The sequence below is a fragment of the Marivirga arenosa genome (assembly GCF_030503875.2).
Taxonomy (GTDB): Bacteria; Bacteroidota; Bacteroidia; order Cytophagales; family Cyclobacteriaceae; genus Marivirga; species Marivirga arenosa.
Genome location: NZ_CP129968.2, coordinates 1,180,111 through 1,204,210 on the forward strand (window position 1 = coordinate 1,180,111; position 24,100 = coordinate 1,204,210).

The 24,100-nt window shown below is 34.5% G+C and carries 37 protein-coding genes; 35 read left to right on the forward strand and 2 right to left on the reverse strand.

The genetic code is table 11. From position 1 onward, the window contains the following. The 33 genes from rpsJ (at position 1) to QYS47_RS05285 (ending at position 17,504) form a co-directional block, all read left to right on the forward strand. Positions 1–306 (forward strand): 30S ribosomal protein S10, encoded by a 306-nt coding sequence (rpsJ, locus tag QYS47_RS05125; RefSeq protein ID WP_302127502.1) that lies wholly within the window; start codon positions 1–3, stop codon positions 304–306. Between the two features lie 179 nt (positions 307–485). Continuing rightward, positions 486–1,124 carry a 50S ribosomal protein L3 gene (gene rplC / locus QYS47_RS05130; RefSeq protein WP_302127501.1) on the forward strand — a complete coding sequence of 213 codons (639 nt, stop codon included), beginning with the start codon at positions 486–488 and terminating at the stop codon, positions 1,122–1,124. Positions 1,125–1,126: 2 nt separating this feature from the next. Further along, positions 1,127–1,753 (forward strand): 50S ribosomal protein L4, encoded by a 627-nt coding sequence (rplD, locus tag QYS47_RS05135; protein ID WP_308357484.1) that lies wholly within the window; start codon positions 1,127–1,129, stop codon positions 1,751–1,753. 5 nt (positions 1,754–1,758) lie between these two features. Next, positions 1,759–2,046: a 50S ribosomal protein L23 gene (gene rplW / locus QYS47_RS05140; protein WP_308357483.1), complete on the forward strand. Its 288-nt coding sequence runs from the start codon at positions 1,759–1,761 to the stop codon at positions 2,044–2,046. 11 nt (positions 2,047–2,057) lie between these two features. After that, positions 2,058–2,879, forward strand: a complete 822-nt coding sequence (gene rplB / locus QYS47_RS05145; protein WP_308357482.1) for a 50S ribosomal protein L2 — start codon at positions 2,058–2,060, stop codon at positions 2,877–2,879. Between the two features lie 3 nt (positions 2,880–2,882). Continuing rightward, positions 2,883–3,161: a 30S ribosomal protein S19 gene (gene rpsS, locus QYS47_RS05150; RefSeq protein WP_201918317.1), complete on the forward strand. Its 279-nt coding sequence runs from the start codon at positions 2,883–2,885 to the stop codon at positions 3,159–3,161. Next, on the forward strand, positions 3,161–3,547 hold the full coding sequence (rplV, locus tag QYS47_RS05155; RefSeq protein ID WP_302103723.1) for a 50S ribosomal protein L22: 387 nt from the start codon (positions 3,161–3,163) through the stop codon (positions 3,545–3,547). Before rpsS ends, rplV begins: the two co-directional genes overlap by 1 nt. A 2-nt stretch (positions 3,548–3,549) precedes the next feature. Continuing rightward, positions 3,550–4,281, forward strand: a complete 732-nt coding sequence (gene rpsC, locus QYS47_RS05160) for a 30S ribosomal protein S3 (protein WP_308357481.1) — start codon at positions 3,550–3,552, stop codon at positions 4,279–4,281. A gap of 30 nt (positions 4,282–4,311) precedes the next feature. Then, on the forward strand, positions 4,312–4,743 hold the full coding sequence (gene rplP, locus QYS47_RS05165) for a 50S ribosomal protein L16 (RefSeq protein ID WP_302103724.1): 432 nt from the start codon (positions 4,312–4,314) through the stop codon (positions 4,741–4,743). Further along, positions 4,743–4,937, forward strand: a complete 195-nt coding sequence (rpmC, locus tag QYS47_RS05170; RefSeq protein WP_013455159.1) for a 50S ribosomal protein L29 — start codon at positions 4,743–4,745, stop codon at positions 4,935–4,937. The genes rplP and rpmC overlap by 1 nt, the downstream gene beginning before the upstream one ends. A gap of 8 nt (positions 4,938–4,945) precedes the next feature. Next, on the forward strand, positions 4,946–5,200 hold the full coding sequence (gene rpsQ, locus QYS47_RS05175; protein ID WP_308357480.1) for a 30S ribosomal protein S17: 255 nt from the start codon (positions 4,946–4,948) through the stop codon (positions 5,198–5,200). 2 nt (positions 5,201–5,202) lie between these two features. After that, positions 5,203–5,571: a 50S ribosomal protein L14 gene (gene rplN, locus QYS47_RS05180; RefSeq protein WP_013455161.1), complete on the forward strand. Its 369-nt coding sequence runs from the start codon at positions 5,203–5,205 to the stop codon at positions 5,569–5,571. A 3-nt stretch (positions 5,572–5,574) separates the two neighbouring features. Next, on the forward strand, positions 5,575–5,922 hold the full coding sequence (gene rplX, locus QYS47_RS05185; RefSeq protein WP_308357479.1) for a 50S ribosomal protein L24: 348 nt from the start codon (positions 5,575–5,577) through the stop codon (positions 5,920–5,922). Beyond that, positions 5,915–6,472, forward strand: a complete 558-nt coding sequence (gene rplE / locus QYS47_RS05190) for a 50S ribosomal protein L5 (RefSeq protein ID WP_322347937.1) — start codon at positions 5,915–5,917, stop codon at positions 6,470–6,472. The genes rplX and rplE overlap by 8 nt, the downstream gene beginning before the upstream one ends. A gap of 1 nt (position 6,473) precedes the next feature. Further along, positions 6,474–6,743, forward strand: coding sequence for a 30S ribosomal protein S14 (rpsN, locus tag QYS47_RS05195; protein ID WP_308357477.1), 270 nt, complete (start codon positions 6,474–6,476; stop codon positions 6,741–6,743). A 91-nt stretch (positions 6,744–6,834) separates the two neighbouring features. Next, positions 6,835–7,233, forward strand: coding sequence for a 30S ribosomal protein S8 (rpsH, locus tag QYS47_RS05200; protein WP_302103726.1), 399 nt, complete (start codon positions 6,835–6,837; stop codon positions 7,231–7,233). A gap of 9 nt (positions 7,234–7,242) precedes the next feature. After that, the gene (gene rplF / locus QYS47_RS05205; protein WP_308357476.1) at positions 7,243–7,797 is read left to right on the forward strand and encodes a 50S ribosomal protein L6; all 555 of its coding nucleotides are present in this window, start codon (positions 7,243–7,245) and stop codon (positions 7,795–7,797) included. A gap of 9 nt (positions 7,798–7,806) precedes the next feature. Beyond that, complete coding sequence (gene rplR / locus QYS47_RS05210; RefSeq protein ID WP_302127500.1) at positions 7,807–8,157, forward strand: 50S ribosomal protein L18; 351 nt, start codon at positions 7,807–7,809, stop codon at positions 8,155–8,157. A 4-nt stretch (positions 8,158–8,161) separates the two neighbouring features. Further along, on the forward strand, positions 8,162–8,680 hold the full coding sequence (gene rpsE, locus QYS47_RS05215) for a 30S ribosomal protein S5 (protein WP_302103728.1): 519 nt from the start codon (positions 8,162–8,164) through the stop codon (positions 8,678–8,680). Between the two features lie 5 nt (positions 8,681–8,685). Continuing rightward, positions 8,686–8,868 (forward strand): 50S ribosomal protein L30, encoded by a 183-nt coding sequence (gene rpmD / locus QYS47_RS05220; protein ID WP_302127499.1) that lies wholly within the window; start codon positions 8,686–8,688, stop codon positions 8,866–8,868. Between the two features lies 1 nt (position 8,869). Continuing rightward, entirely contained in the window at positions 8,870–9,316 is a 447-nt protein-coding gene (rplO, locus tag QYS47_RS05225; RefSeq protein ID WP_308357475.1) for a 50S ribosomal protein L15, read from the forward strand. 1 nt (position 9,317) lies between these two features. Continuing rightward, positions 9,318–10,637, forward strand: a complete 1,320-nt coding sequence (secY, locus tag QYS47_RS05230; protein WP_308357474.1) for a preprotein translocase subunit SecY — start codon at positions 9,318–9,320, stop codon at positions 10,635–10,637. Positions 10,638–10,647: 10 nt separating this feature from the next. After that, positions 10,648–10,866, forward strand: a complete 219-nt coding sequence (gene infA / locus QYS47_RS05235) for a translation initiation factor IF-1 (RefSeq protein WP_302103730.1) — start codon at positions 10,648–10,650, stop codon at positions 10,864–10,866. A 7-nt stretch (positions 10,867–10,873) separates the two neighbouring features. Then, positions 10,874–10,990 (forward strand): type B 50S ribosomal protein L36, encoded by a 117-nt coding sequence (gene ykgO, locus QYS47_RS05240; protein ID WP_302127498.1) that lies wholly within the window; start codon positions 10,874–10,876, stop codon positions 10,988–10,990. A 2-nt stretch (positions 10,991–10,992) separates the two neighbouring features. After that, positions 10,993–11,370, forward strand: coding sequence for a 30S ribosomal protein S13 (rpsM, locus tag QYS47_RS05245; RefSeq protein ID WP_308357473.1), 378 nt, complete (start codon positions 10,993–10,995; stop codon positions 11,368–11,370). A gap of 10 nt (positions 11,371–11,380) precedes the next feature. Beyond that, a complete protein-coding gene (gene rpsK, locus QYS47_RS05250) occupies positions 11,381–11,773 on the forward strand; it encodes a 30S ribosomal protein S11 (protein ID WP_308357472.1) in 393 nt (130 codons plus the stop codon). A gap of 25 nt (positions 11,774–11,798) precedes the next feature. Beyond that, positions 11,799–12,404: a 30S ribosomal protein S4 gene (gene rpsD / locus QYS47_RS05255; RefSeq protein ID WP_308357471.1), complete on the forward strand. Its 606-nt coding sequence runs from the start codon at positions 11,799–11,801 to the stop codon at positions 12,402–12,404. 27 nt (positions 12,405–12,431) lie between these two features. Then, on the forward strand, positions 12,432–13,421 hold the full coding sequence (locus QYS47_RS05260; RefSeq protein ID WP_308357470.1) for a DNA-directed RNA polymerase subunit alpha: 990 nt from the start codon (positions 12,432–12,434) through the stop codon (positions 13,419–13,421). A gap of 5 nt (positions 13,422–13,426) precedes the next feature. Continuing rightward, positions 13,427–14,047: a 50S ribosomal protein L17 gene (rplQ, locus tag QYS47_RS05265; RefSeq protein ID WP_322347938.1), complete on the forward strand. Its 621-nt coding sequence runs from the start codon at positions 13,427–13,429 to the stop codon at positions 14,045–14,047. A gap of 122 nt (positions 14,048–14,169) precedes the next feature. Further along, entirely contained in the window at positions 14,170–15,264 is a 1,095-nt protein-coding gene (gene carA, locus QYS47_RS05270; protein WP_322347939.1) for a glutamine-hydrolyzing carbamoyl-phosphate synthase small subunit, read from the forward strand. 7 nt (positions 15,265–15,271) lie between these two features. Further along, positions 15,272–16,546: a phosphopyruvate hydratase gene (gene eno, locus QYS47_RS05275; protein ID WP_308357467.1), complete on the forward strand. Its 1,275-nt coding sequence runs from the start codon at positions 15,272–15,274 to the stop codon at positions 16,544–16,546. Between the two features lie 98 nt (positions 16,547–16,644). Continuing rightward, a complete protein-coding gene (locus QYS47_RS05280) occupies positions 16,645–16,944 on the forward strand; it encodes an FtsB family cell division protein (RefSeq protein ID WP_322347940.1) in 300 nt (99 codons plus the stop codon). 2 nt (positions 16,945–16,946) lie between these two features. Then, positions 16,947–17,504 carry a hypothetical protein gene (locus QYS47_RS05285; RefSeq protein ID WP_322347941.1) on the forward strand — a complete coding sequence of 186 codons (558 nt, stop codon included), beginning with the start codon at positions 16,947–16,949 and terminating at the stop codon, positions 17,502–17,504. On the opposite strand, the gene QYS47_RS05290 is transcribed toward QYS47_RS05285, so the two are convergent. Beyond that, positions 17,497–18,585, reverse strand: coding sequence for an Ldh family oxidoreductase (locus QYS47_RS05290; protein WP_322347942.1), 1,089 nt, complete (start codon positions 18,583–18,585; stop codon positions 17,497–17,499). The genes QYS47_RS05285 and QYS47_RS05290 overlap by 8 nt on opposite strands. Continuing rightward, positions 18,585–19,520, reverse strand: coding sequence for a Ppx/GppA phosphatase family protein (locus QYS47_RS05295; RefSeq protein WP_308357463.1), 936 nt, complete (start codon positions 19,518–19,520; stop codon positions 18,585–18,587). The genes QYS47_RS05290 and QYS47_RS05295 overlap by 1 nt, the downstream gene beginning before the upstream one ends. A 164-nt stretch (positions 19,521–19,684) precedes the next feature. On the opposite strand from QYS47_RS05295, the gene QYS47_RS05300 reads away from it, so the two are divergent. Together QYS47_RS05300 and pafA are read left to right on the forward strand one after the other, a co-directional pair. Beyond that, complete coding sequence (locus QYS47_RS05300) at positions 19,685–22,267, forward strand: tol-pal system YbgF family protein (protein WP_322347943.1); 2,583 nt, start codon at positions 19,685–19,687, stop codon at positions 22,265–22,267. Positions 22,268–22,390: 123 nt separating this feature from the next. Further along, a complete protein-coding gene (gene pafA, locus QYS47_RS05305) occupies positions 22,391–24,037 on the forward strand; it encodes an alkaline phosphatase PafA (RefSeq protein WP_322347944.1) in 1,647 nt (548 codons plus the stop codon). Positions 24,038–24,100: the final 63 nt, after the last annotated feature.

Genomic DNA, 24,100 nt, shown 5'->3' on the forward strand with positions numbered 1-24,100 from the left:
ATGAATCAGAAAATAAGAATAAAGTTAAAATCATACGATCACAATTTAGTTGACAAGTCTTCTGATAAAATTGTGAGAGCTGTAAAGACAACTGGTGCAGTAGTAAGTGGTCCAATACCTCTTCCTACAGAAAAAGAGATTTTTACAGTATTGCGTTCTCCGCACGTAAACAAGAAGTCACGTGAGCAATATCAATTATGTACTTTCAAGAGATTAGTTGATATTTATTCAAACAGCGCAAAAACAGTTGATGCTTTAATGAAACTAGAACTTCCTAGTGGAGTTGATGTAGAGATTAAAGTATAATATAACAATTTTAAAATAGAGAAAAACCAATGATCTGTATATCATTGGTTTTTCTTTTTTATAATTTTGTATTTTTTAATGTTGTAAGTTTTGTAGCTTATAATATTTTACTAACTTTGCAGTCCTTTCGGGAAAAGCTACGGTTAAACCCGTTTAAAGGTTGTTAATCATAATTAATAATGTCTGGAATAATAGGAAAAAAAATCGGAATGACTAGTATCTACGGTGTCGATGGACGAAATGTCGCATGCACGGTGATAGAGGCTGGTCCTTGTGTGGTTACACAAGTAAAAAAAGAGGAAACCGATGGTTATTCTGCTATTCAGTTGGGCTATGAAGAGCGCAAGGAAAAGAATACACCAAATGCATTGAAAGGGCATTTCAAAAATGCTCAAACAACACCTAAAAAGAAACTCGTTGAGTTCCGTGAATACGAAGGCGAAGAAGCTTTTGTTGAGAACTACAGTTTAGGACAAACTGTAACAATTGGCGATGTATTCGAAGAAGGTGATTTTGTTGATGTTGCAGGTTCATCTAAAGGTAAAGGATTCCAAGGTGTTGTAAAACGTCATGGTTTCGGTGGAGTTGGTCAAGCAACTCATGGTCAGCACAACAGACAGAGGGCACCAGGTTCAATTGGTGGTGCTTCTTATCCGGCAAGAGTATTTCCGGGTATGAGAATGGCTGGTAGAACTGGAGGTAATAGAGTGAAAAACACTAACCTTAAGGTTTTAAAATTGATCCCTGAGAAAAACTTATTATTAGTAAGTGGCTCAGTACCGGGTGCTAAAAATTCATTTGTAATAATAGAGAAATAAAGATGGAGCTTTCAATTATAAAACATACAGGCGAAGACACCGGAAGAAAAATTTCTTTATCGGATGCCATCTTTGATATAGAGCCTAATGATCACGCTATCTACTTAGACGTGAAACAAAAAATGGCTAATGCGAGACAAGGAACGCATAAATCGAAAGAAAGAGCGGAAATTTCTGGTTCTACTAGAAAAATTAAGAAGCAAAAAGGTACTGGTACAGCTCGTGCTGGTAGTATCAAATCACCTATATTCAAAGGCGGTGGTAGAGTTTTCGGTCCAAGACCAAAAGACTACAGCTTTAAATTGAATAAGAAGTTAAAGTCATTAGCAAGAAAGTCAGCATTGACTTATAAAGCTAAAGATCAAATGATATCAGTATTAGAAGGTTTTACTTTCAATGAAATTAAAACTAAGCACTATACTGAAATGTTAAGCAAGTTGTCTTTAGGAGATAAAAAGACACTTTTAGTTCTTCCAGAATCTGATAAGAACATTGTCTTATCTGGAAGAAATGTAAAGAACGCACAGGTAACTACAGTTGATTCATTAAATACATATGATGTACTTCATGCTGATCAGTTGCTTTTCGTTGAAGGTTCTATAGAGAAAATTGAAAACTTATTTAAGTAAAAGATATGAGCGTTTTAATTAAACCACTTGTAACGGAAAAAGTCTCAGACCTCAACGAAAAAGGTAAATATGGATTTGTTGTAGATGTTAATGCTAACAAAATCCAAATTAAAGCTGAGGTTGAAAAAACGTACGGTGTAAATGTTGAGAGTATCAACACTATGAGATATTTGGGTAAACAAAAATCTCGATACACCAAGTCTAGGATCTTAACTGGAAGAAAACCTAGTTTCAAAAAAGCAATTGTAACTGTAGCAGAAGGAGAGGTAATCGATTTCTACAGCGAAATTTAATGATCTGAAAAATGGCAGTTAAAAAATTAAGACCAGTTACAGCTGGACAACGATATAGATTAGCACCGGTTTATACGGAATTAAGTAAGGTATCTCCAGAGAAATCTTTACTTGCTCCTAGTAAAAAATCAGGTGGTAGAAATAATTCAGGACGTATGACTATGCGCTACTTAGGTGGTGGTCATAAGCAGAGTCTTAGAATTATCGACTTTAAAAGAAATAAATTAAATATCCCTGCTAAGGTAGCTACTTTAGAGTATGATCCGGGTAGAACAGCATTCATTGCATTATTGCACTATGCTGATGGTGAAAAAAGATACATCATCGCGCCTAATGGGTTAAAAGTAGGGGATACTATTTTATCAGGTAAAGGAATTGCTCCTGAAGTAGGTAATGCGCTTCCTCTAACTGATATACCTCTAGGTACGATCGTTCATAATATCGAGATTAAGCCTGGAGCAGGTGGCGCTATTTCTAGAAGTGCTGGATCTTACGCTCAGCTTTTAGCGAGAGAAGGTAAATATGCTACATTGAAATTACCTTCAGGTGAGATGAGATTAGTACTAAGTGCTTGTATGGCAACCATTGGAACTGTATCGAATGCAGATCACATGATTGTTAAGTTAGGTAAAGCTGGACGTAAACGTTGGTTAGGTAGAAGACCTAGAACGAGAGCGGTTGTTATGAACCCGGTTGATCACCCAATGGGTGGTGGTGAAGGTAGAGCTTCAGGAGGTCACCCAAGATCAAGAAAAGGTTTATTAGCGAAAGGTTTAAAAACCAGAGCACCTAAGAAATATTCCAATAAATTAATTATCGGTAAAAAGAAATAATAGATGGCTAGATCATTAAAAAAAGGACCTTATATCGACTTTCGTCTTGAAAAGAAAGTTGATAATATGAATGAATCCGGTAAGAAATCGGTTATCAAAACTTGGTCAAGAAGATCTATGATTTCTCCTGATTTTGTTGGTCATACTTTTGCAGTACACAATGGGAATAAATTTATCCCTGTTTATGTAACTGAAAACATGGTAGGACATAAGTTAGGTGAGTTTTCTCCTACTAGAAACTTCAGGGGTCATATAAATAAAAAAGATAAAGGTAAGAGATAATGGAAGCAATAGCTAAATTAAATAACGTACCTACATCTCCTCGCAAAATGAGGATGGTAGTGGATCTTATCAGAGGTGAAAAAGTAAATCGTGCATTAAACATATTAAAGTTTGAATCTAAGCATGGTGCTGCTAGAGTAGAAAAATTATTGCTTTCTGCAATTGCCAACTGGCAACAGGCAAATCCAGATACTGATCTTGAAGATGCTGACTTAATCGTTAAGTCTGTTAAAGTGGATAGTGGAAGGATTTTAAAAAGATTAAGACCCGCTCCTCAAGGTAGAGCTCACAGAATTAGAAAAAGGTCTAACCATGTAACTTTGATTGTTGACAGTGCTGCGGATGAAGCGGTATTGGCTGAAACTGATAACGCTGAAAATAAATAACAATGGGACAGAAAGTTAATCCAATAGGTTTTCGTTTAGGTGTCGTTCGTGGTTGGGAATCCAACTGGTACGGAGGAAAAGGTTTGTCTTTTTCTGAAAAACTAATAGAGGATCAAAAAATAAGAGAATATATATTAGCTCGTATTCCTAAAGGTGGAATATCTAAAATTGTTATCGAAAGAACTTTAAAGAGAATTACTTTAACTGTTCACACTGCTAGACCTGGTGTTGTTATCGGTAAAGGTGGTAGTGAAGTAGATAAATTGAAGGAAGAGCTTAAAAAATTAACTGGTAAAGACGTTCAGATCAACATTTTTGAGATCAAACGTCCTGAATTAGACGCTAAATTAATTGGTGAGTCTATCGGACAGCAGTTAAAAGCTAGAATCTCTTATAGAAGAGCAATGAAACAAGCTATTGCTTCTGCTATGAGAGTAGGTGCTCAGGGTATTAAAATTAAAGTTTCTGGTCGTTTAGGCGGAGCGGAAATGGCACGTACCGAAATGTATAAAGAGGGAAGAATTCCTTTGCATACATTGAGAGCGGATATTGACTATGAAACAACACATGCTCACACCATTTATGGTACAATTGGTGTGAAAGTATGGGTATTCAAAGGTGAAGTATTCGGCAAGAGAGACTTGTCGTTAAACGTTGGGGCGAGCCAATCAGGAAAAGGTAGTGGCCCGGCTAATAATAGAAGAAGTGAACGTCCTAAAAGAAAGCGTAAATAATCGCTTTCTTTGGTAAAAGATTTTTAAAAAATGTTACAGCCAAAAAGAACAAAATTTAGGAAAAAGCAAAAAGGTAGAGTAAAAGGGATTGCTCAAAGAGGGCATAATATCGCTTTTGGTAGTTTTGCTTTAAAGTCACTGGAGCCGGGTTGGATTACCAGTAGACAGATAGAAGCCGCAAGGATTGCTATGACAAGAGCAATGAAAAGACAGGGTCAAGTTTGGATCAGAATATTTCCAGACAAGCCTATAACCAAAAAGCCTGCAGAGGTTAGGATGGGTAAAGGTAAAGGTGCTCCAGAATACTGGGTAGCAACTGTTAAACCTGGAACAATTATGTTTGAAGCAGGTGGTGTAACAATGGATTTAGCCAAAGAAGCTTTAAGATTGGCTGCACAAAAGTTACCTGTTAAAACTAAGTTTTCTGTTAGAAGGGATTACGCTGAAAACCCAATATTATAATGAAAAACGCAGATATTAAGAAATTATCCATTGACGAGCTCAATGAGAATATAAAAGTTGAAGGACAAAAACTTCATAAGTTGAAGTTTGCACATGCTATCTCTCCTATAGAGAATCCTATGCAAATAAGAGATACTCGTAAGAATATTGCTCGTTTGCAGACTGAACTAAGAAGTAAAGTACTTGCTAAATAATTGCTAAGATGGAAAGAAACCTTAGAAAGGAAAGAGTAGGGTTAGTTGTTAGTAACAAAATGGATAAGTCCATTACCGTTTCTGTTGAAAGAAAGGTTAAACACCCTATATATGGTAAATTCGTGAAGAAAAATACCAAATTCATGGCTCATGATGAGTCTAACGATTGTACAATTGGCGATACTGTCAGAATACAAGAAACTAGACCAATGAGTAAGAATAAAAAATGGAGATTAGTAGAAATTGTAGAAAGAGCTAAATAACCATGATACAACAAGAGTCAAGATTAAGTGTAGCGGATAATAGTGGTGCCAAAGAGGTATTGTGTATCCGTGTATTGGGTGGTACTAAAAAGAGGTATGCTTCCATTGGTGATAAAGTGATTGTTACTGTAAAGTCTGCTCTTTCTTCAAGTAATTTGAAAAAAGGTACCGTTTCTAGAGCTGTGATCGTACGCACTAAGAAAGAGGTGAGAAGAAAAGATGGTTCTTATATTCGCTTTGAAGATAATGCAGCAGTATTATTGAACCCTAATGATGAGCCAAGAGGTACTCGTATTTTCGGACCTGTTGCTAGAGAATTGCGTGAAAAGCAATTCATGAAAATTGTTTCTTTAGCACCTGAAGTATTATAAATTATGGAAAGGAGAAAAAACAAACAAAAGAAATTTCATATCCGTAAGGGTGACACTGTAAAAGTTATTGCTGGTAATTCTAAAGGCAAAACTGGAAAAGTGTTAGAAATGTTAGGTGACAAAGATAGAGCTATCGTTGAGGGAGCTAATGTTGTAACTAAACACAACAAGCCATCTGCGAATAGTCCTCAAGGAGGTATCGATAAGGTAGAAGCGCCAATTCATTTAAGTAACTTAATGTTAGTAGATCCTGCAACAGGTGATGCTACCAGAGTTGGACGTAAGCTCGATGAAAACGGTAAATTGCAAAGATATTCAAAAAAAACGGGGGAGGTAATCAAAAATGGCTAATCCAAGAATAAAAGATTTATACCTGGGTGAAATAATTCCCGCTTTGAAAGAAAAGTTTCAGTACAGCTCTGCGATGGAAGTTCCTAAGCTTACAAAAATCGTTATCAATAAAGGTATCGGTGCTGCTACTGCTGATAAGAAATTAGTTGACACTGGTGTAGAAGAGTTAACAATGATTTCTGGTCAAAAAGCTGTAGCAACGTATGCAAAGAATTCAATCTCTAACTTTAAGTTAAGAGAAGGGATGCCTATCGGAGCAAAAGTAACACTAAGAGGAGAAAGAATGTATGAGTTTTTGGATAGATTATTATCTGTTTCATTACCTCGTGTACGTGATTTCCAAGGTGTTAAAGATAAAGGCTTTGACGGAAGAGGTAATTATACTCTTGGTGTTAAAGAACAAATAATTTTCCCAGAAATTAGTATTGATAAAGTAACTACTATTTCTGGTATGGACATTACATTTGTAACCACTTCCAAAACGGACGAAGAGAGCTATGAATTATTAAAAGCTTTCGGAATGCCTTTTGCTAGTAAAAACAATAAATAATATGGCTAGAAAAGCAGTAATTGCCAGAGAAAGAAAAAGAGAAAGACTAGTTGCTAAATATGCAGACAAGAGAGCTGAGTTAAAAGCTAATGGCGACTATGAAGCTTTAGATAAATTACCAAAAAACGCTTCTCCTGTAAGATTGCACAATAGATGTAAATTAACAGGTCGTCCGAAAGGATATATGCGTAAATTTGGAATCTCTAGGGTAACCTTCCGTGAAATGGCTTCACAAGGTAAAATACCAGGAGTAACCAAAGCGAGCTGGTGATTTTTAAATTTTTATTTTTATAAACAAATTAATTTCTTAACTTTGCACGCCTGTTTCGGCAGAGCAATTTGAAATTATAATTAATTAAGAGATGGTAACTGATCCAATAGCTGATTTTCTTACAAGGGTTCGTAATGCTATAAAAGCAAATCACCGAATCGTAGAAGTACCTGCTTCGAATTTAAAGAAGAGTATTACAAAGGTACTTCATGAAAAAGGTTATATCCTAAATTATAAATTTGAGGAAAATAACTCACAAGGTAATATTAAAATTGCTTTGAAATATGATCCTGAAACAAAAACTCCAGCTATTTCTAATTTGGAGAGAGTTTCAAAACCAGGGTTAAGAAAATACTCTGATGCTGAAAATCTTCCAAGAGTATTAAATGGTTTGGGTGTTGCAATTATGTCAACATCTAAAGGAGTGATCACTGACAAAGAGGCACGTTCTCTTAATGTTGGTGGGGAAGTATTATGCTACGTATATTAAAGAATAGAAATGTCACGAATAGGTAAAAGTCTTATAAAACTACCTCAAGATGTAACTCTTGAAATTGCTAAGGATAACTTAGTAACAGTAAAGGGTTCCAAGGGTACTTTAACACAGCAAGTTGATCCAGCTATATCTGTGGAGAATAATGATGGAGTAGTGAAGCTAGAAAGAGCTACGGAATCTAAGAGACATAAAGCGATGCATGGATTGTATAGAGCTTTATTGAATAACATGGTTACCGGAGTTTCAGAGGGGTACAAAAAGCAGTTAGAGCTAGTTGGGGTAGGTTATAAAGCTACAGTACAAGGGAATGTATTAGAGTTAAACGTAGGTTACTCTCACAGTATATTTTTAGGTTTACCTGAAGAGGTGAAAGCTTCTGCTGAAACGGTTAAGGGTCAAAATCCTATCGTTACTCTAGAAAGTTTTGATAAGCAATTAATTGGTCAAGTAGCCGCTAAAATTAAGTCCTTACGTACTGTTGAACCGTACAAAGGTAAAGGAATTAGATTTGTTGGTGAACAAGTTAGACGTAAAGCAGGTAAAACTGCCGCTAAATAATATTAAAAAATGGCTATTAGTAAACAAAATAGACGAGCTCGAATTAAAAAAGGTATCCGTAGAAAGATCTCTGGTACTGCTGAAACACCTCGTTTGTCGGTATTTAAAAGTAACCGTGCCATTTATGCACAAGTTATTGACGACTTAAAAGGTCATACATTAGCAGCTGCCAACTCATTAGAATTGGGCGCTAAAAGTAATGCTGATATCGATACTTCTGCAAAAGTAGGAGAAGCTATTGCTAAAAGGGCTAAAGAAGCCGGTATTGAAACAATAGTTTTTGATAGAGGTGGATATAGATTTCACGGTAGAGTAAAAGCATTGGCAGACGGTGCTCGTAAAGGTGGCTTAAAATTCTAAAAATATGTCTCAGAGTAATATAAAATCTGTTAGAGCAAGCGAAATCGAACTGAAGGAAAAGGTAGTAGCTATCAAAAGGGTAGCTAAGGTTGTAAAAGGTGGTAGAAGATTCAGCTTCTCGGCAATTGTTGTTGTAGGTGATGGTAATGGTGTTGTGGGTTACGGATTAGGTAAAGCTAATGAAGTAACTGATGCAATTACTAAAGGAATTGATGATGCGAAGAAAAATTTGGTTAAAGTTCCAATTTTAAAAGGAACTGTACCTCACGAGCAAATAGGTAAATATAGTGGTGGTTTTGTTTTAATTAAACCTGCTTCACAGGGTACTGGAGTAATTGCAGGTGGTGCAATGCGTGCTGTATTTGAAAGTGCTGGTGTTCATAATGTTCTAGCAAAATCTAAAGGTTCTTCTAACCCACACAACGTAGTTAAGGCTACTTTCGATGCTCTTCTTAAATTAAGAGATCCTTATACTGTAGCTAAAGATAGAGGAATTGCACTTTCTAATGTATTTAATGGTTAATTACGATGGCTAAGAAAATTCAAGTAACACAAATAAGAAGTGTAATAGGTAGACCTAAAAATCAGAAGCTTACAATAGAAGCTTTAGGTTTAGGGAGAATTAATAAAACAGTGACAAAAGAATCAACTCCTCAAATAGAAGGTATGTTGAAGAAAGTTGCTCACTTAGTTAATGTAACTGAAGGATAAGATGAAATTACATACATTAAAACCAGCAGAAGGTTCTATAAAAACTAGAAAGCGTATTGGTAGAGGTCAGGGCTCTGGTGCTGCCGGTACTGCGGGAAGAGGTCATAAAGGAGCTAAATCAAGAAGTGGTTATTCTCAGAAACAAGGTTTTGAGGGTGGTCAAATGCCATTGCAAAGAAGAGTTCCTAAGTTTGGTTTCAATAACATCAACAGAGTTAGCTACAAAGCTATCAATTTAAGTGATCTACAAACTCTACAAGAGAAGTATAGTGTCGACACTATAGATGTTGAATTATTGAAAAGCAAAGGACTTGTTGCTAAAAATGACTTGGTTAAAATTTTAGGAAACGGAACCTTAAAGGCTAAATTAAATGTAACTGCTAATGCATTCTCTAAGACTGCGTTAGAGGCAATTGAGAAGGCTGGAGGAACTGCATCAAAAATATAATATGAATCGTTTTTTTTCTACCATAAAGAATATTTTCTCCATTGAGGAGCTTAGAGATAGGATTTTAAATACCATTGGTTTTTTAATTATCTTTCGTTTAGGCTCTTTTGTGGTTTTACCTGGAGTAGATCCATCAAAATTATCAGGTGATGCTCAAGGTATATTTGGCTTATTAGACACTATCTTAGGTGGAGCATTCTCTAATGCATCCATTTTTGCGTTAGGTATTATGCCTTACATTTCTGCCAGTATTGTTATACAGTTATTAACAGTTGCTGTGCCTTACTTCCAAAAGATGCAGAAAGAAGGTGAGTCAGGTAGAAAGAAAATTACACAAATAACTAGGGTGTTGACTATCGCTATCACTTTTGTTCAAGGTGTTAGTTATGTTGCGGGTACTATTCCTACCGAAGCAATTATGATGAGTCAAACCTTCTTCACAATTACATCAGTTATTGTGCTTACATCAGGTACTATTTTCTGTATGTGGTTAGGTGAAAAAATTACTGATAAAGGAATTGGTAATGGTATTTCAATGTTGATTATGATTGGTATCATATCACGTTTTCCTGGTTCAATTGTTGCTGAAGCAATTTCTTTGGGAATGAGCGGATTATTATTCTTCATTCTTGAGATTGTAGCTTTATTCTTTGTGGTAATGGTAACTGTAATGTTAGTCCAAGCTACAAGGAGAATACCAGTTCAGTATGCTAAACAAGTTGTAGGAGGTAGAGTTTATGGTGGGCAACGACAGTATATTCCGCTTAAAGTTAATGCTTCTGGTGTAATGCCAATTATCTTTGCTCAGTCTTTAATGTTTTTACCAGCTTTGTTGGCAAATCTGTGGTCTGAAAATAGTGACACAGCAGCTTATATAGGAAATGTTTTCTCTGATTTTCAGAGTTGGCAGTATAACCTAACATTTGCATTATTAATTATAATTTTTACTTTCTTATATACTGCAATTACTATTAATCCTAGTCAAATTGCAGATGATATGAAAAGAAATGGAGGTTTTGTTCCGGGTATAAAACCAGGTAAAGAAACTTCAGATTTTATAGATAATATTTTAACAAAAATTACTTTACCAGGATCTATCTATCTAGCACTTATCGCAATTTTACCTGCTTTTGTTGCTAGAGCTGGTGTCGGTACTCAATTTTCTCAATTCTTCGGAGGTACATCTCTTATCATTATGGTAGGGGTTATTTTGGATACATTACAGCAAATTGAGAGTTACTTATTGATGCGTCATTACGAAGGAATGATGAAATCAGGTAAAGTAAAAGGAAGTTCATCACAAAGAACAGCGGTAGCTTAATTTAATAATTATGGCAAAACAAAGTTCAATAGAGCAAGATGGAACAATAACAGAGGCATTATCAAATGCTATGTTTCGTGTTGAATTAAGTAATGGTCATGAAGTGATTGCTCACATATCTGGTAAGATGAGAATGAACTACATTAAGATTCTTCCAGGTGATAAAGTGAAGTTAGAAATGTCACCTTATGATTTAAGTAAAGGTAGAATAGTATACAGGTACAAATAAAAAGATTATGAAAGTTAAAGCTTCAATCAAAAAGAGAAGTGCTGATTGCAAAGTTGTCCGTAGAAACGGTAAGCTTTATGTAATCAACAAAAAGAATCCACGTTTCAAACAAAGACAAGGGTAATTATGGCAAGAGTTTCCGGAGTAGATATTCCTGATAATAAAAGGGGAGTTATATCATTGACCTACATATTTGGTCTTGGTAGAAGTTCAGCTGCTAAAGTTTTAGAAATAGCTGGCGTAGATGCTGATAAAAAAGTAAGTGATTGGACTGATGATGAAGCGAATGCAATTCGTTCAGCAATCAGTGAAAATTTCAAAACCGAAGGTGTTTTGAAGTCAGAGGTTCAGATGAGCATCAAAAGATTGTTAGATATCGGATGTTACAGAGGTTTACGTCACAGAAAAGGGCTTCCATTAAGAGGGCAGAGAACAAAAAATAACTCTCGTACTCGTAAAGGGAAAAGGAAGACTATTGCAAATAAAAAGAAAGCTACTAAGTAATCAATAGATCATGGCTCAGAAGAGAAAAGATAAAGCTAAAAAAAGAGTAGTTAATGTTGAAGCTATTGGACAAGCTCACATTAAAGCTTCATTCAATAATATTATTATTTCATTGACTAACTCTACAGGTCAAGTTATTTCTTGGGCTTCTGCCGGTAAAATGGGATTCAAAGGTTCTAAAAAGAACACTCCATACGCTGGTCAGGTTGCAGCTCAAGATGCAGCACAAACTGCTTATGACCTAGGTCTTAGAAAAGTTGAAGTATATGTAAAAGGGCCTGGTGCAGGAAGAGATTCTGCTATCAGAACTATACAAAATACAGGTATTGAAGTAACGGTGATTAAGGATGTTACTCCATTACCACATAATGGATGTCGTCCACCTAAAAGACGTAGGGTTTAATTCATCGCTTAAGTAATTAAAGAAAATGGCAAGATATAAAGGACCAAAATCCAAAATTGCAAGAAGGTTTAACGAACCAATTTTTGGTGCAAGTAAAGCATTATCAAAAAAGGCATATCCTCCTGGTCAGCATGGTAGAGGAAGACGTAGAAAGCAGTCTGAATATGCTGTACAGTTAATGGAAAAGCAAAAGGCTAAATACACTTACGGTGTTTTAGAAAAACAATTTGCTAATTTATTCGATAAGGCTTCCAGAAAGAAAGGTATTACTGGTGAAGTATTACTTCAATTATTGGAAAGCAGATTGGATAATGTTGTTTATAGATTAGGAATTGCTCCTACTAGAAGAGCAGCAAGACAGTTGGTAGGTCATAAACATATTTTAGTAAACGGAGAGATTTTAAATATTCCTTCGTATCAGGTAAAAGAAGGTGATGTAATTGGAGTTAGAGAGAAATCTAAATCTCTTGAGGCTGTTACTGATAGTCTTTCTGCTAATACAGTTTCTAAATATTCTTGGTTAGAATTTGATAAATCTTCAATGTCAGGAAAGTTTGTTAACACTCCTCAAAGAGAAGATATACCTGAGAATATCAATGAGCAACTAATTGTCGAGTTGTACTCAAAATAAAAAGTTAATTTAAAGAAATTTAATAATATGTCCATTTTAGCATTCCAAATGCCTGAAAAGGTTGCAATGGAAAAAGCAGATGATTTTCACGGGCTTTTTACATTCAAACCATTAGAAAAAGGATATGGTGTTACTGTAGGTAATGCCTTAAGAAGAATTCTGTTATCTTCCTTAGAAGGTTATGCTATCACAGGAATTAAAATTCCTGGTGTTCTGCATGAGTTTTCTTCAATCGAAGGTGTGGTTGAAGATGTTTCTGAAATCATCCTAAATCTTAAAATGGTAAGATTTAAAAAGGTTGCTGAAACTGCAGATAACAAAATCAATATTTCTCTTAAGAATGTTAAGGAATTCAAGGCAGGTGACATTAACAAATTCACTTCTGCATTTGAAATCTTAAATCCTGAATTATTGATTTGCCATATGGACGAATCAGTAAACTTTGAGATAGAATTAACTATCGAAAAGGGAAGAGGATATGTTTCTTCTGAAGATAACAAAGTGGTTGATCAGGCTACGGATTATATTTCTATTGACTCAATTTTTACTCCTATAAAAAACGTTAAGTATAGCGTTGAGAACACAAGGGTAGAACAGAAAACTGATTATGAGCAATTAGTTTTAGATATTGAGACTGATGGAAGTATCCATCCTGAAGTGGCATTAAAAGGTGCTGCTAATATTTTGATTAAACACTTTATGTTGTTCTCTGATCAAAATATGGTATTGGATGCTGGTGGATCTGATGAGCCAGAAGCTGTAGATGAGGAAATGCTACATATGCGTAAATTACTCAAAACAGCTCTTAATGACTTAGATCTATCTGTTAGAGCATATAATTGCTTGAAAGCTGCTGATGTTAAATCTTTAGGAGACTTAGTAGCTTTAGAAATTTCTGATATGATGAAATTCAGAAATTTCGGTAAGAAATCATTAGCTGAATTAGAGCAATTGGTAGCTGATAAAGGTTTAACCTTTGGAATGGATTTATCCAAATACAAACTTGACGAAGAATAAGGACAATGAGACACGGTAAGAAATTTAATCATTTAAGTAGAACTGCTTCCCACAGAAATGCGATGTTATCTAACATGGCAGGTTCTTTAATCCTTTCTAAAAGGATTACTACTACTGTAGCAAAAGCTAAAGCTTTAAGGAAGTATGTTGAGCCTTTATTGACAAAGTCAAAAGAGGATACTACACATAATAGAAGAGTTGTTTTTTCTTCTTTAAAAAATAAAGAAGTATTAAAAGAACTTTTTGATGAAGTAGCTACTAAAATTGCTAACAGACCAGGTGGCTATACTAGAATTATTAAATTAGGTTCTAGACTTGGTGATGATGCAGAGATGGCTTTAATTGAGTTAGTAGATTACAATGAAAATCTACTTGGTGGTTCTGATAAGAAGGAAGCTAAGAAAACTACTAGAAGAAGTAGAAGAGGTGGTGGATCAAAATCAGCATCAGCTAGTACTGAATCTAAAGCTACTGAAGCAAAAGAAACTAAAGAAGAAGCTCCTAAAAAAGAAGCTAAGAAAGAGGAAGCTCCTAAGGCTGCAGCTAAAAAAGAGGAAGCTCCAAAAGCTGAAAAGAAAGAGGCTAAATCTGAAGATAAAAAAGAGGACAAAAAAGGAGATGAATAATCTTTCTGTCTATAGAAATAATAAAAGGGATTGGATATTTATTCAATCCCTTTTTTTTATTTATTTTTGTCTCGATCATTTGAAAGAACTCCAAATCATTATCAATTTCAGAAAAGTATCTGATGAAATACAAGAATAAAAACAAAGCAATTTTACTTTTAGAAGACGGTACAGTCTTTCATGGAAAATCAATTGGTTTTTCAGGTACAAAAGGTGGAGAAATCTGTTTTAATACAGGTATGACCGGTTATCAGGAATTATATACTGATCCATCCTACTATGGGCAAATTATGGTGAATACTAATGCACATATCGGGAATTATGGAGTTCATCCTAATGAGTCTGAATCAGATGGCCCTAAGGTGTTTGGTGTTGTAATCAACGCATTTTCTGATGATTACAGTCGAGGTCAGGCAGTAGATAATTTAAATAATTATCTGATTAAACATGAGATTCCCGGTATATGTGATGTTGATACGAGAAAGATTGTTCGCCATATTCGTAATAAAGGAGCAATGAATGCGATTATTTCTTCTGAGATTTCGGATATAGATGAATTAAAGAAGGAATTAGACAAAGTTCCATCCATGGAAGGTCTATCCCTTTCTTCTTTTGTAAGTACTAAAGAGCCTTATGAAATGGGTAAAGATGATGGTATTAAGTTAGCTGTGATGGATTATGGTATTAAAAGTAGTATCTTATCACAACTAGTTGAAAGAGGATTCAGATGCAAAGTTTTTCCTCATGACTATAGCTTTGAACAAACTGAGGAATGGAAGCCACAGGCATATTTCTTATCTAATGGGCCAGGTGATCCTGGTGTGATGACAAATGCTATTGATAATTCTAAAGCGATAATAGAAAGTGGAAAACCTCTATTTGGTATTTGTTTAGGTCATCAGCTCATTGCTTTAGCAAATGGGATCAAAACATTCAAAATGCATAATGGTCATAGAGGTTTAAATCAGCCAGTTTTAAACAAAGAATCAGGACGAAGTGAAATTACTTCACAAAATCATGGATTTAGTGTCGTTACAGAAGATGTTGAAAAATCAACTACAGTAGTTGCTACACATATTAACTTGAATGATGATACGGTTGAAGGTTTGAAAATGAAAGATAAGAAAGTATTTTCAGTTCAATATCATCCAGAATCATCACCTGGGCCACATGATTCAAGATATCTATTTGATCAATTTATTTCATTAATCAACTAATAAAACTATGAGTATTATAGAAAACATTCACGCAAGACAGATATTAGATTCCAGAGGGAATCCTACTGTTGAGGTAGAAGTATTTACTTCTAACGGAGGATTCGGTCGTGCTGCAGTACCTTCAGGTGCTAGTACCGGAATTCACGAGGCTGTTGAGCTAAGAGATAAAGATAAATCCATTTTTATGGGAAAAGGGGTTTTAAAAGCGGTTAATAATGTAAATACTACTATCGCTGAGGAATTAATTGGATTTTCTGTATTTGAGCAAAATCTAATTGATAAAATCATGATTGAGTTAGATGGTACTAGCAATAAAGCAAAGTTAGGTGCAAATGCTATTTTAGGTGTATCTATGGCTGTTGCTAAAGCAGCTGCTCAGTTATCAGGCCAGTCTCTTTACAGATATTTGGGTGGTGTAAATGCTAATACACTTCCAGTTCCTATGATGAACATCCTTAATGGTGGTAGCCATGCAGATAATAAAATTGACTTCCAGGAGTTTATGGTAATGCCAGTAAACGCTGAATCTTTCTCGGAAGCTTTAAGAATGGGTACCACTGTTTTTCATCACTTAAAAGAAGTATTAAAAAGTAAAGGTTTATCAACCAACGTTGGGGATGAAGGTGGTTTTGCTCCTAACATTGAGTCAAATGAGCAAGCGATTGAGGTAGTATTAACAGCTATCGAAAAAGCTGGCTACAAGCCGGGTGAAGATATCTTCATTGCTTTGGATGCAGCAGCTTCTGAATTCTATGATGAAGGCAAGAAAAAGTATGTATTCGAAAGTACTGGTGAAGAGCTTTCTTCTGATGAGATGGTAGCGTATTGGAAAAAATGGTGTGATAAGTATCCTATCCTTTCTATTGAAGATGGTATGCAAGAAGATGACTGGGAAGGTTGGGAAAAACTTACTCGTGAGATAGGAAGAACAGTTCAGTTGGTAGGGGATGATTTATTCGTTACAAACACTGAAAGATTACAAAGAGGTATTGATGAAAAAATTGGTAATTCAATCTTAATAAAAGTTAACCAAATTGGTACCATTACAGAAACTATCAATGCAATCCGAATGGCTGATAAAGCTTCCTACAAAAATATCATCTCTCACAGATCGGGTGAGACAGAAGATACTTTTATTGCTGATTTAGCAGTAGCTATGGGTTCTGGACAAATCAAAACAGGATCTGCTTCACGTTCTGATAGAATGGCAAAATACAATCAATTATTAAGAATAGAAGAGGAATTAGGTGAAATGGCATATTTTCCAGGTATTAATTTCTAAATTACATTTATTATAAAATTAGGCTATTGGTATTAAACCAGTAGCCTTTTTTATTTTAGGCCAATTCATAAATTTGTATTACTTTTAATTATACTTTAATGCAACTAATGGATCGAATTCCAAAAATATTCAAAAATTTCTACTTTATAGCAGGAGCAGTTTTCCTGATCTGGATGTTATTTATTGATGGGAATGATTTAATTTCTCAATGGAGGTTATCATCAAAATACAATGATTTATTAAAGGAAAAGGCTTATTATCAAGAAAAGATCAAGGAAGTAGAGGTAGATCGAGAAGGTTTGATGAGCGATGATGAATTATTAGAGAAATTTGCTCGAGAAAGGTATCTTATGAAAAAAGAATCTGAAGACCTTTTCGTTATAGTTGAAAAAGAATAAAGTTGAAAAAGTTATATCTATCCATTCTCATCATATTTACGTTTCTTTTTGTTGGAACTCAATATGGTCATGCTCAAAAATATGTAGATGAAAACTCTAGTTTTTTTGATCGCTTGTATTTTGGAGGGAACTTTGGTATACAGCTTGGAAGCTTTACTCATATTGAAGCCTCACCAATTGCGGGCTATATGGTGAATCAAGATTTATCTTTTGGTGCTGGGGTAATCTATCAATATTTTAGAATAAAGGGGACCACTCAAGTTGGGAATTATGAAACCAATATTTATGGCGGTAAATTATTTGGAAGATATAATATTTCCAGTCAATTTTTTGGCTACTCAGAATATGAAAACATCAATTTAGATGTAATTCTCAATACTCCAACCGGTTATGAATTAGGAAGAGCCTGGGTTCCGGCTTTTTTTATAGGAGGAGGCTATTTTCAACCAATAGGAAACAGAGCAGGGTTTACAGTAATGGCCTTATATAATCTACTACATAATCCTTTAAGATCACCTTATAATTCTCCTTTTGTATTCAGAGTAGGTTTTACTATTTGAAATACTGATCAAAATCCAATTCAAATTTTTTCCCAATAGTACTTAAATCCTTTACTACGGGCTTTAATAAAGGTATTCCTTCAGCTTTTCTAAGTTCACTCATTTCCCTTTCAGGATCACCAGGAATTAAAACTTTATCGTTTTCATCAGTAGTTTCTGAAGCTCTGAAAGTTTTAATCCAATTATCCATATGAGATTTAAAATCAGATGCAGGTCTAAATGCATCAATACGCATCGCTCCTAAGAAATGACCTAAGCCTTCTCCTACAGGATTTTCCTTTAATGGAAGAAAGCTAACAAATGGAGGAGCCCATGGGCCATAATTAGCGCCTGATAGTACGGCTGAAAATATATCTACTATAGAACCCAAGATATAACCTTTATGTCCTGAATGTTCTCTAGACCCTCCAAGAGGTAACATACTTCCACCTTTTTTTAAAGCATCAACATCCGTAGTGCCTTTACCGTCTGCATCTTGAACCCAACCCAGAGGTGCAGATTCATTTTTTCTTTTTAATACCTCTAATTTACCATTAGCTACGGTGGTAGTTGCGAAATCAGCTACATAAGGTGGTTGCTTCTCAGTAGGAATAGCAATTGAAATGGGGTTAGTTCCTAATAATCTCTCTTTTGAAAAAGTTGGTGATACTAAAGGACTCGCATTGGTCATCGACCAGCCAATCATATCTTTTTCTAAAGCCATCATACTGTGATGCCCCGCTATACCATAATGATTTGAATTTTTAACCGAAACCCAGCCTGTACCTACCTTTTCTGCCTTTTCCATTGCTATTCGCATTGCAAAAGGAGCTACCACTAATCCTAATCCCTTATCACCATCGATAGTAGCAGTACTAGGAGTCTCGTGTATGATCTTAATTTCAGGTTTAGCATTTATTCTACCTTCTTCCCAAAGCCTGATGTAACCATGTAATCTTGCTACACCATGAGAATCAACTCCTCTTAAGTCAGCATTTACTAGAACTTCAGCCGCTTCGGTTGCTTGAGAATCAGGACAGCCCATTTTAATGAATACATCATTTACGAAATTTTGTAAAGCTTTATAATTGTAGGTACTCATTAAGATATATTTAAATCATTTGAGATGATAGCATCAAGTAATCCTTCTTTAAGAGCATAGGTAGATACCTTGATATTAATAAAATCATTATTTTCTATTAAAAACTGAATGAGGCAAACAGCAACTACTATCATATCCACGCGCATTTCAATCATGCCTGGTATTTTCATTCTTTCGTCTCTATTTTTATGAATAATTTCATTGTAGATCCTATCGAAATCCTCAAGTGGAAGAGAGAAAGAATTTTCATCAGGTTTTGTTATATTTTTTTCCTGATAATCTATATCTATTAAAGTATCGAAGGTGCCAGAAGAGCCAATAAGATGGTGAGGCTGATAGATGTCCATTTTCATTTTGAGCTCAGCTAATTCGGCTCTTAAAAAATCGTCTAATTTTTCAATGTCTCTAGGTTGAATGGGGTCATGTTTATGGAATTTATCTAGTAATCTCTGAGCCCCAATTTCAAAACTTTTCATCCAATAGACTTCTGTTTGATCACAAATAATGAATTCAACGCTTCCACCACCAATATCCATGATTAAGGCTGGCTCAGGACCTATTTCAAGTGCCTTTTTCACTCCTTGATGAATAAACTTTGCTTCCTCCAGCCCTGAGATTAATTGAACCGAAATACCAGTTTCGTCATAAATATGTTGGATTACTTCCTTGCCATTAGAGGCATTTCGCATTGCGGAAGTAGCGCTAGCGAAAACATTGCTGACATTTTCTTCTTTTAGCTTATGGCTAAAATACTTCATGGTATCAATAGCACGTTCTTCTGCGGCTTTACTAATATTCCCTTTGCTGATTCCTCCTTCACCTAATTTTACAGCAATTTTTTCTTTGAAAAGAATAGTCTCCTTTCCATCATTCACCTCAACTATCAGTAAGTGGAAGGTATTTGTACCTAAATCTATAATGGCTATTTTATCCATATTTATAATGCCTGCCTATAAAACAATGCGCAATATACTACTTAGAATGCAATTGGCAATTGCATTATTTGTCGGCCTTATTGAATCTTTTAGGTAGAATGAAAACCTTATAGATGCTTTCTCGCTTATTTAGAAATTGTTTTCCTATTTTTAGACTATTTAAAGTGACTATTCTCTATATGCGTCAATTGTATATTTTTCTCTATACACTGTTTTTTAGCTTTTTAATCACAGGCTGTGCTTATAAGGTACTAAATGCTGATAAATTTTTAGAGGAAGAGAAAATGGCAAAAGCGAAAGCTCGAATTGATAAAGCATATGATAAAAATAATTCTGATCCTACCACTCATTATATGTTGGCTAAATATTTTAGCCATCCCATATGGAACTTAGAAGCTATCGATTCTGCACATTATCATATTAATGTGGCAACTGATTCATTCCCTAATCTCAATATTAAGAAGAAAGAGACTTTAGCTAAGAAAGATTTTGATAGTCTTGCAATCGTAAATCTTGGAAAAAGAATAGACTCTTTAGCCTTTGAAAAGGCGGATTCAATTTATACTGAGGAATCGTTTAATCATTATTTAAAGGATTATCGTTATCTGCTTTTTGAAGAAGAAGCGACAAAGCTCAGAAATCAGATTGCCTATGATAATGCGATTGCTCAAAATACACCTCAAGCAGTTAGTGAATTTTTTAAGAAATATCCTAATGCTACACAGGCTCAAAAAGCAAGAGATGTTTTCGAAACGCTTTATTATGAGAAAAAAACTAAGCTGCAACGCCTTAATGATTATATAGAATATGTTGAAGAAAGACCTCAAACTGAATTTGCTGAGGATGCAGTTTTTCAGATTCTTAATATTATGAGTGCCGGGGCGGATAAGTCAGATTATCAAAAATTTATAAGCCAATATTCGAATTTTGAAGCTGCAGACCTGGCGTTGTCAATTTTGAATGGTTTAAATTATTCAGAGAATTCATCTGAGATTTTAACACATAAAAAAGACAGTCTTTACTACCTTTTTGATCTAAAAAAGGAAGAATTATTACCTTTTTATTTTTCAGAGATAATGCCAGATTCCTGTTTTATTATTCAAAGACCCTTTGTTTTGACAGGAAATGAAGATTCTATTTTTGCTTATTTAAAGAATGGCGAAAAGTTAAGCGATAAAAATATAGTTGCAATTAAGGATTTTAATAATGGCTTTTTTGAAATAGAAGATGCTACTAATCGAAATTGGATTGAGCATTATTCTAATAAAGATCAATTAAACTATGAAAGCTTAGATTTTCAAAAATTAGATGATTTCCATTTTGCAAAAAAGGTGAATTCAGGCTGGCAATTAACTTCAGTAATGAATGAGGATATTTTAAAAAAACCAGTTGATAGTATATGGATAGAAGGAGAGCTATTTTTTCTTAAAAAGGGTAATGATTTGGGTATTGCTTCTAGAACTGAATTCAAGAAAATCTCAAAATCAGATTTTAAAAATTTTAGCTATTTATATGATGATTATGAATGGATAAATGACGAATATTTAAGATTATATTCCAATGAATTTGAAACCATACTCAATAAGGAGGCGGAAGTTATTTTCCCTGTTGAAAGAGCTGAAGTCATCAAGTTTAAGGATTACTGGATAAAAAACAAGGAGGGGAATATCATAATCTTAGATGCAAATCTCAATAGTTTTTTTGAAAATTCATTTCAAGATTTTAAGGAAAAAGATGGTGTTTTAGCGCTTAAAAAAGATAGAGGCTGGGCTGTTTTTCAAAATGGATTGCAATCCTATCCTCAATTTGAATATGACTCAATTCGCATATTTAATAGTTGGCTTACTTATGCAACGAAAGATTCTGCTCAATATTTATTATTTCAATCAGGTAGAAAAGTTCAACTAGCTGAAAAAGAACAATTTAAACTGTTAATGAATTATAATATTGAATTGTCACCAGAATCTAATAATATCCGTTTTGTGGAGCTTATCAATGAAAAGGCTTACACTCGCCTCTTTAATGGTTTTGGGAGAAAGATTAAAGAAGGGCAAGATTTGGATAATAATGTTTTAACCGATCACCTGGTTCAAATCCAAAAAGGGAAAGAGAAAATATTAATTGATTCAGCTGCTAATACTATTGCCGTGGGAAAAGTAAATGCTTTTGGAGCTTATCACAATGGCTTAATTCCATTCCTTAGAGATAAAAAATTTGGAGCTGTATCAGTTGATAGCTTAAAAGTGATCCCGCCTCATTCTCAATCCAAATTGGAAGTGTACGTTAAAGATTCTTTATACATTTTTAAAGAGGAGGGTTTATTCGGAATCAGTAATCAAAATGGAGAAACCGTTTTAAATCCAGATTTTGAGGCTATTGAGTATTTGAATGATTCGGTGGCGATAGTTCAGGAAGAGGGTGAAATTGGTATTATTAATATTTTCCAAAATGAGTATTTATTAGATGAGATTGATATTTGGAAAAAGGTTGAGTTTGAAAATCAAGCTTTTTATATCGTTAGACAATCAACAGGTTATGGTGTTCTCAATCAAAAAGCGGAAAAGATTATTCCTTTTATTTTTAATGAATTAAATCCATATAATAGCAAAGGAGAATTATTCTGGATAGCAGAAAGACGCTTATCTGAAATAAACTATATTGTTATTGCTTATTTTGACAAAGAGGGTAAAGTACTTTTTAAAGAAGGTTTAAACTTTGATGATTATCTTGAAACGGCATGTGATTGATTATACAATAATGAAATGCACTCCTAATATTTCTTGTTTTAAACCCTAACATACACTTAACTTTAAAAACTATTAAAAATAAGCTTTAACTATTATTTTAGCGAAAAATTATAATATAACTCTATGTATAAATATTTCAATCTTTTGGTAGTGTTGTTTTTTATCAATGCATGTCAACCAATTGAACAAAAAGAGAACAAAGAATTGAAGAAACCTAAACTGGTTGTAGGAATAGTAATTGACCAGTTAAGACATGATTATTTTGAACGCTATGCCGAAAATTTTGGTGAAGAGGGTTTCAAACGATTGATCTCGGAAGGTTTTTATAATCATAATACCCATTATAACTACATTCCAACCTTTACAGGGCCTGGTCATGCCTCCATTTATACTGGAACGACTCCTGCAACCCATGGTATAATTGCCAATAATTGGTATGAAAAGAATCTTAAAACATCTGTTTATTGTGCTGAGGATACTTCTGTTTACACAATAGGTTCACCGTCAGATGCAGGTGAAATGTCTCCTCATAGAATGTTAAGTTCTACAATTACAGATGAAATTGGTTTGGCTACGAATTTCAAATCAAAAGTGATCGGAATATCTATTAAAGATAGAGGTTCGATTTTACCAGCAGGTCATAATCCAACAGGTGCTTACTGGTATGATAAAAGTACCGGAGATTTCATTACAAGCTCTTATTATGAAAAGGAGGAATTACCACAATGGTTACAAGATTTCAATTCAAGAAAACTAGCTGATCAATATCTGAATAAAAGCTGGGAGCTTTCAATGCCTTTAGATGAATATACACAATCATCTCCCGATGATATGCCTTATGAAATGAAGGTTAGAGGAAAAGAAAAGGCTGTATTTCCATATAATTTAAAAGAACTTAGAAAGGAAAATGGGAATTTCGCTTTGTTGCCAAATACAGCATATGGAAATTCAATTTTAGCTGATTTAGCTATTTCAGCAATAGAAGGCGAAGAGATGGGTAAAGATGAAATTACGGATTTCATGGCCTTGAGCTTTTCCTCTACAGATTATATCGGTCATGGATTTGGTCCCCGCTCAGTTGAAGTACAGGATACCTATATCAAATTAGATCAGGAAATTGCTCGCTTATTTAAGGCTTTAGATGAAAAAGTAGGAAAGGGAAATTATTTAATCTTTGTAACGGCTGATCATGGTTGTGCAGAAGTACCAGAATATTTACAATCTAAAAAAATTCCTGCAGATCATTATGACGATGATTTATATGTGAAACAAATGAGCGAAGCATTGCAAGCTAGATATGGGCAAGGAGACTGGATAGAAGATTTTTCTAATGAACAATTTTTCCTGAATCATCAGTTGATTGAAGATCAAAAATTAGATTTAAATTCAGTTAGGGAATTTGTGACCTATGAAGCATTAAAATTAGATGGAGTTGCAGAGGCGTATTCAGCAACGGATATGCAAAAACAAGAGTATACTAAGCATAGAGCAGCAGCCTTACAAATGGGCTATAACTTCAAACGTTCAGGCGATGTATTATTAATACTTCAGCCTGGGTGGTTTTATCAAACAAGTGCTGCTACTACACACGGAACGGGATATGCCTATGATACCCACGTTCCTTTAATTTGGTATGGAAGTGGAATAGATAAAGGAGTATCCTACAAAAGACAAAATATAGATGATATTGCTGTTACTTTAGCTCATATATTAGGTACTAATTTACCGAATGGAGCTACTGGTGAACCGATACAAGAAGTATTAAACTAATTACTAGTCAATTATTCCCATTTTAAAAGGCGTTAAACAAAGTTTAACGCCTTTTTTATTTAC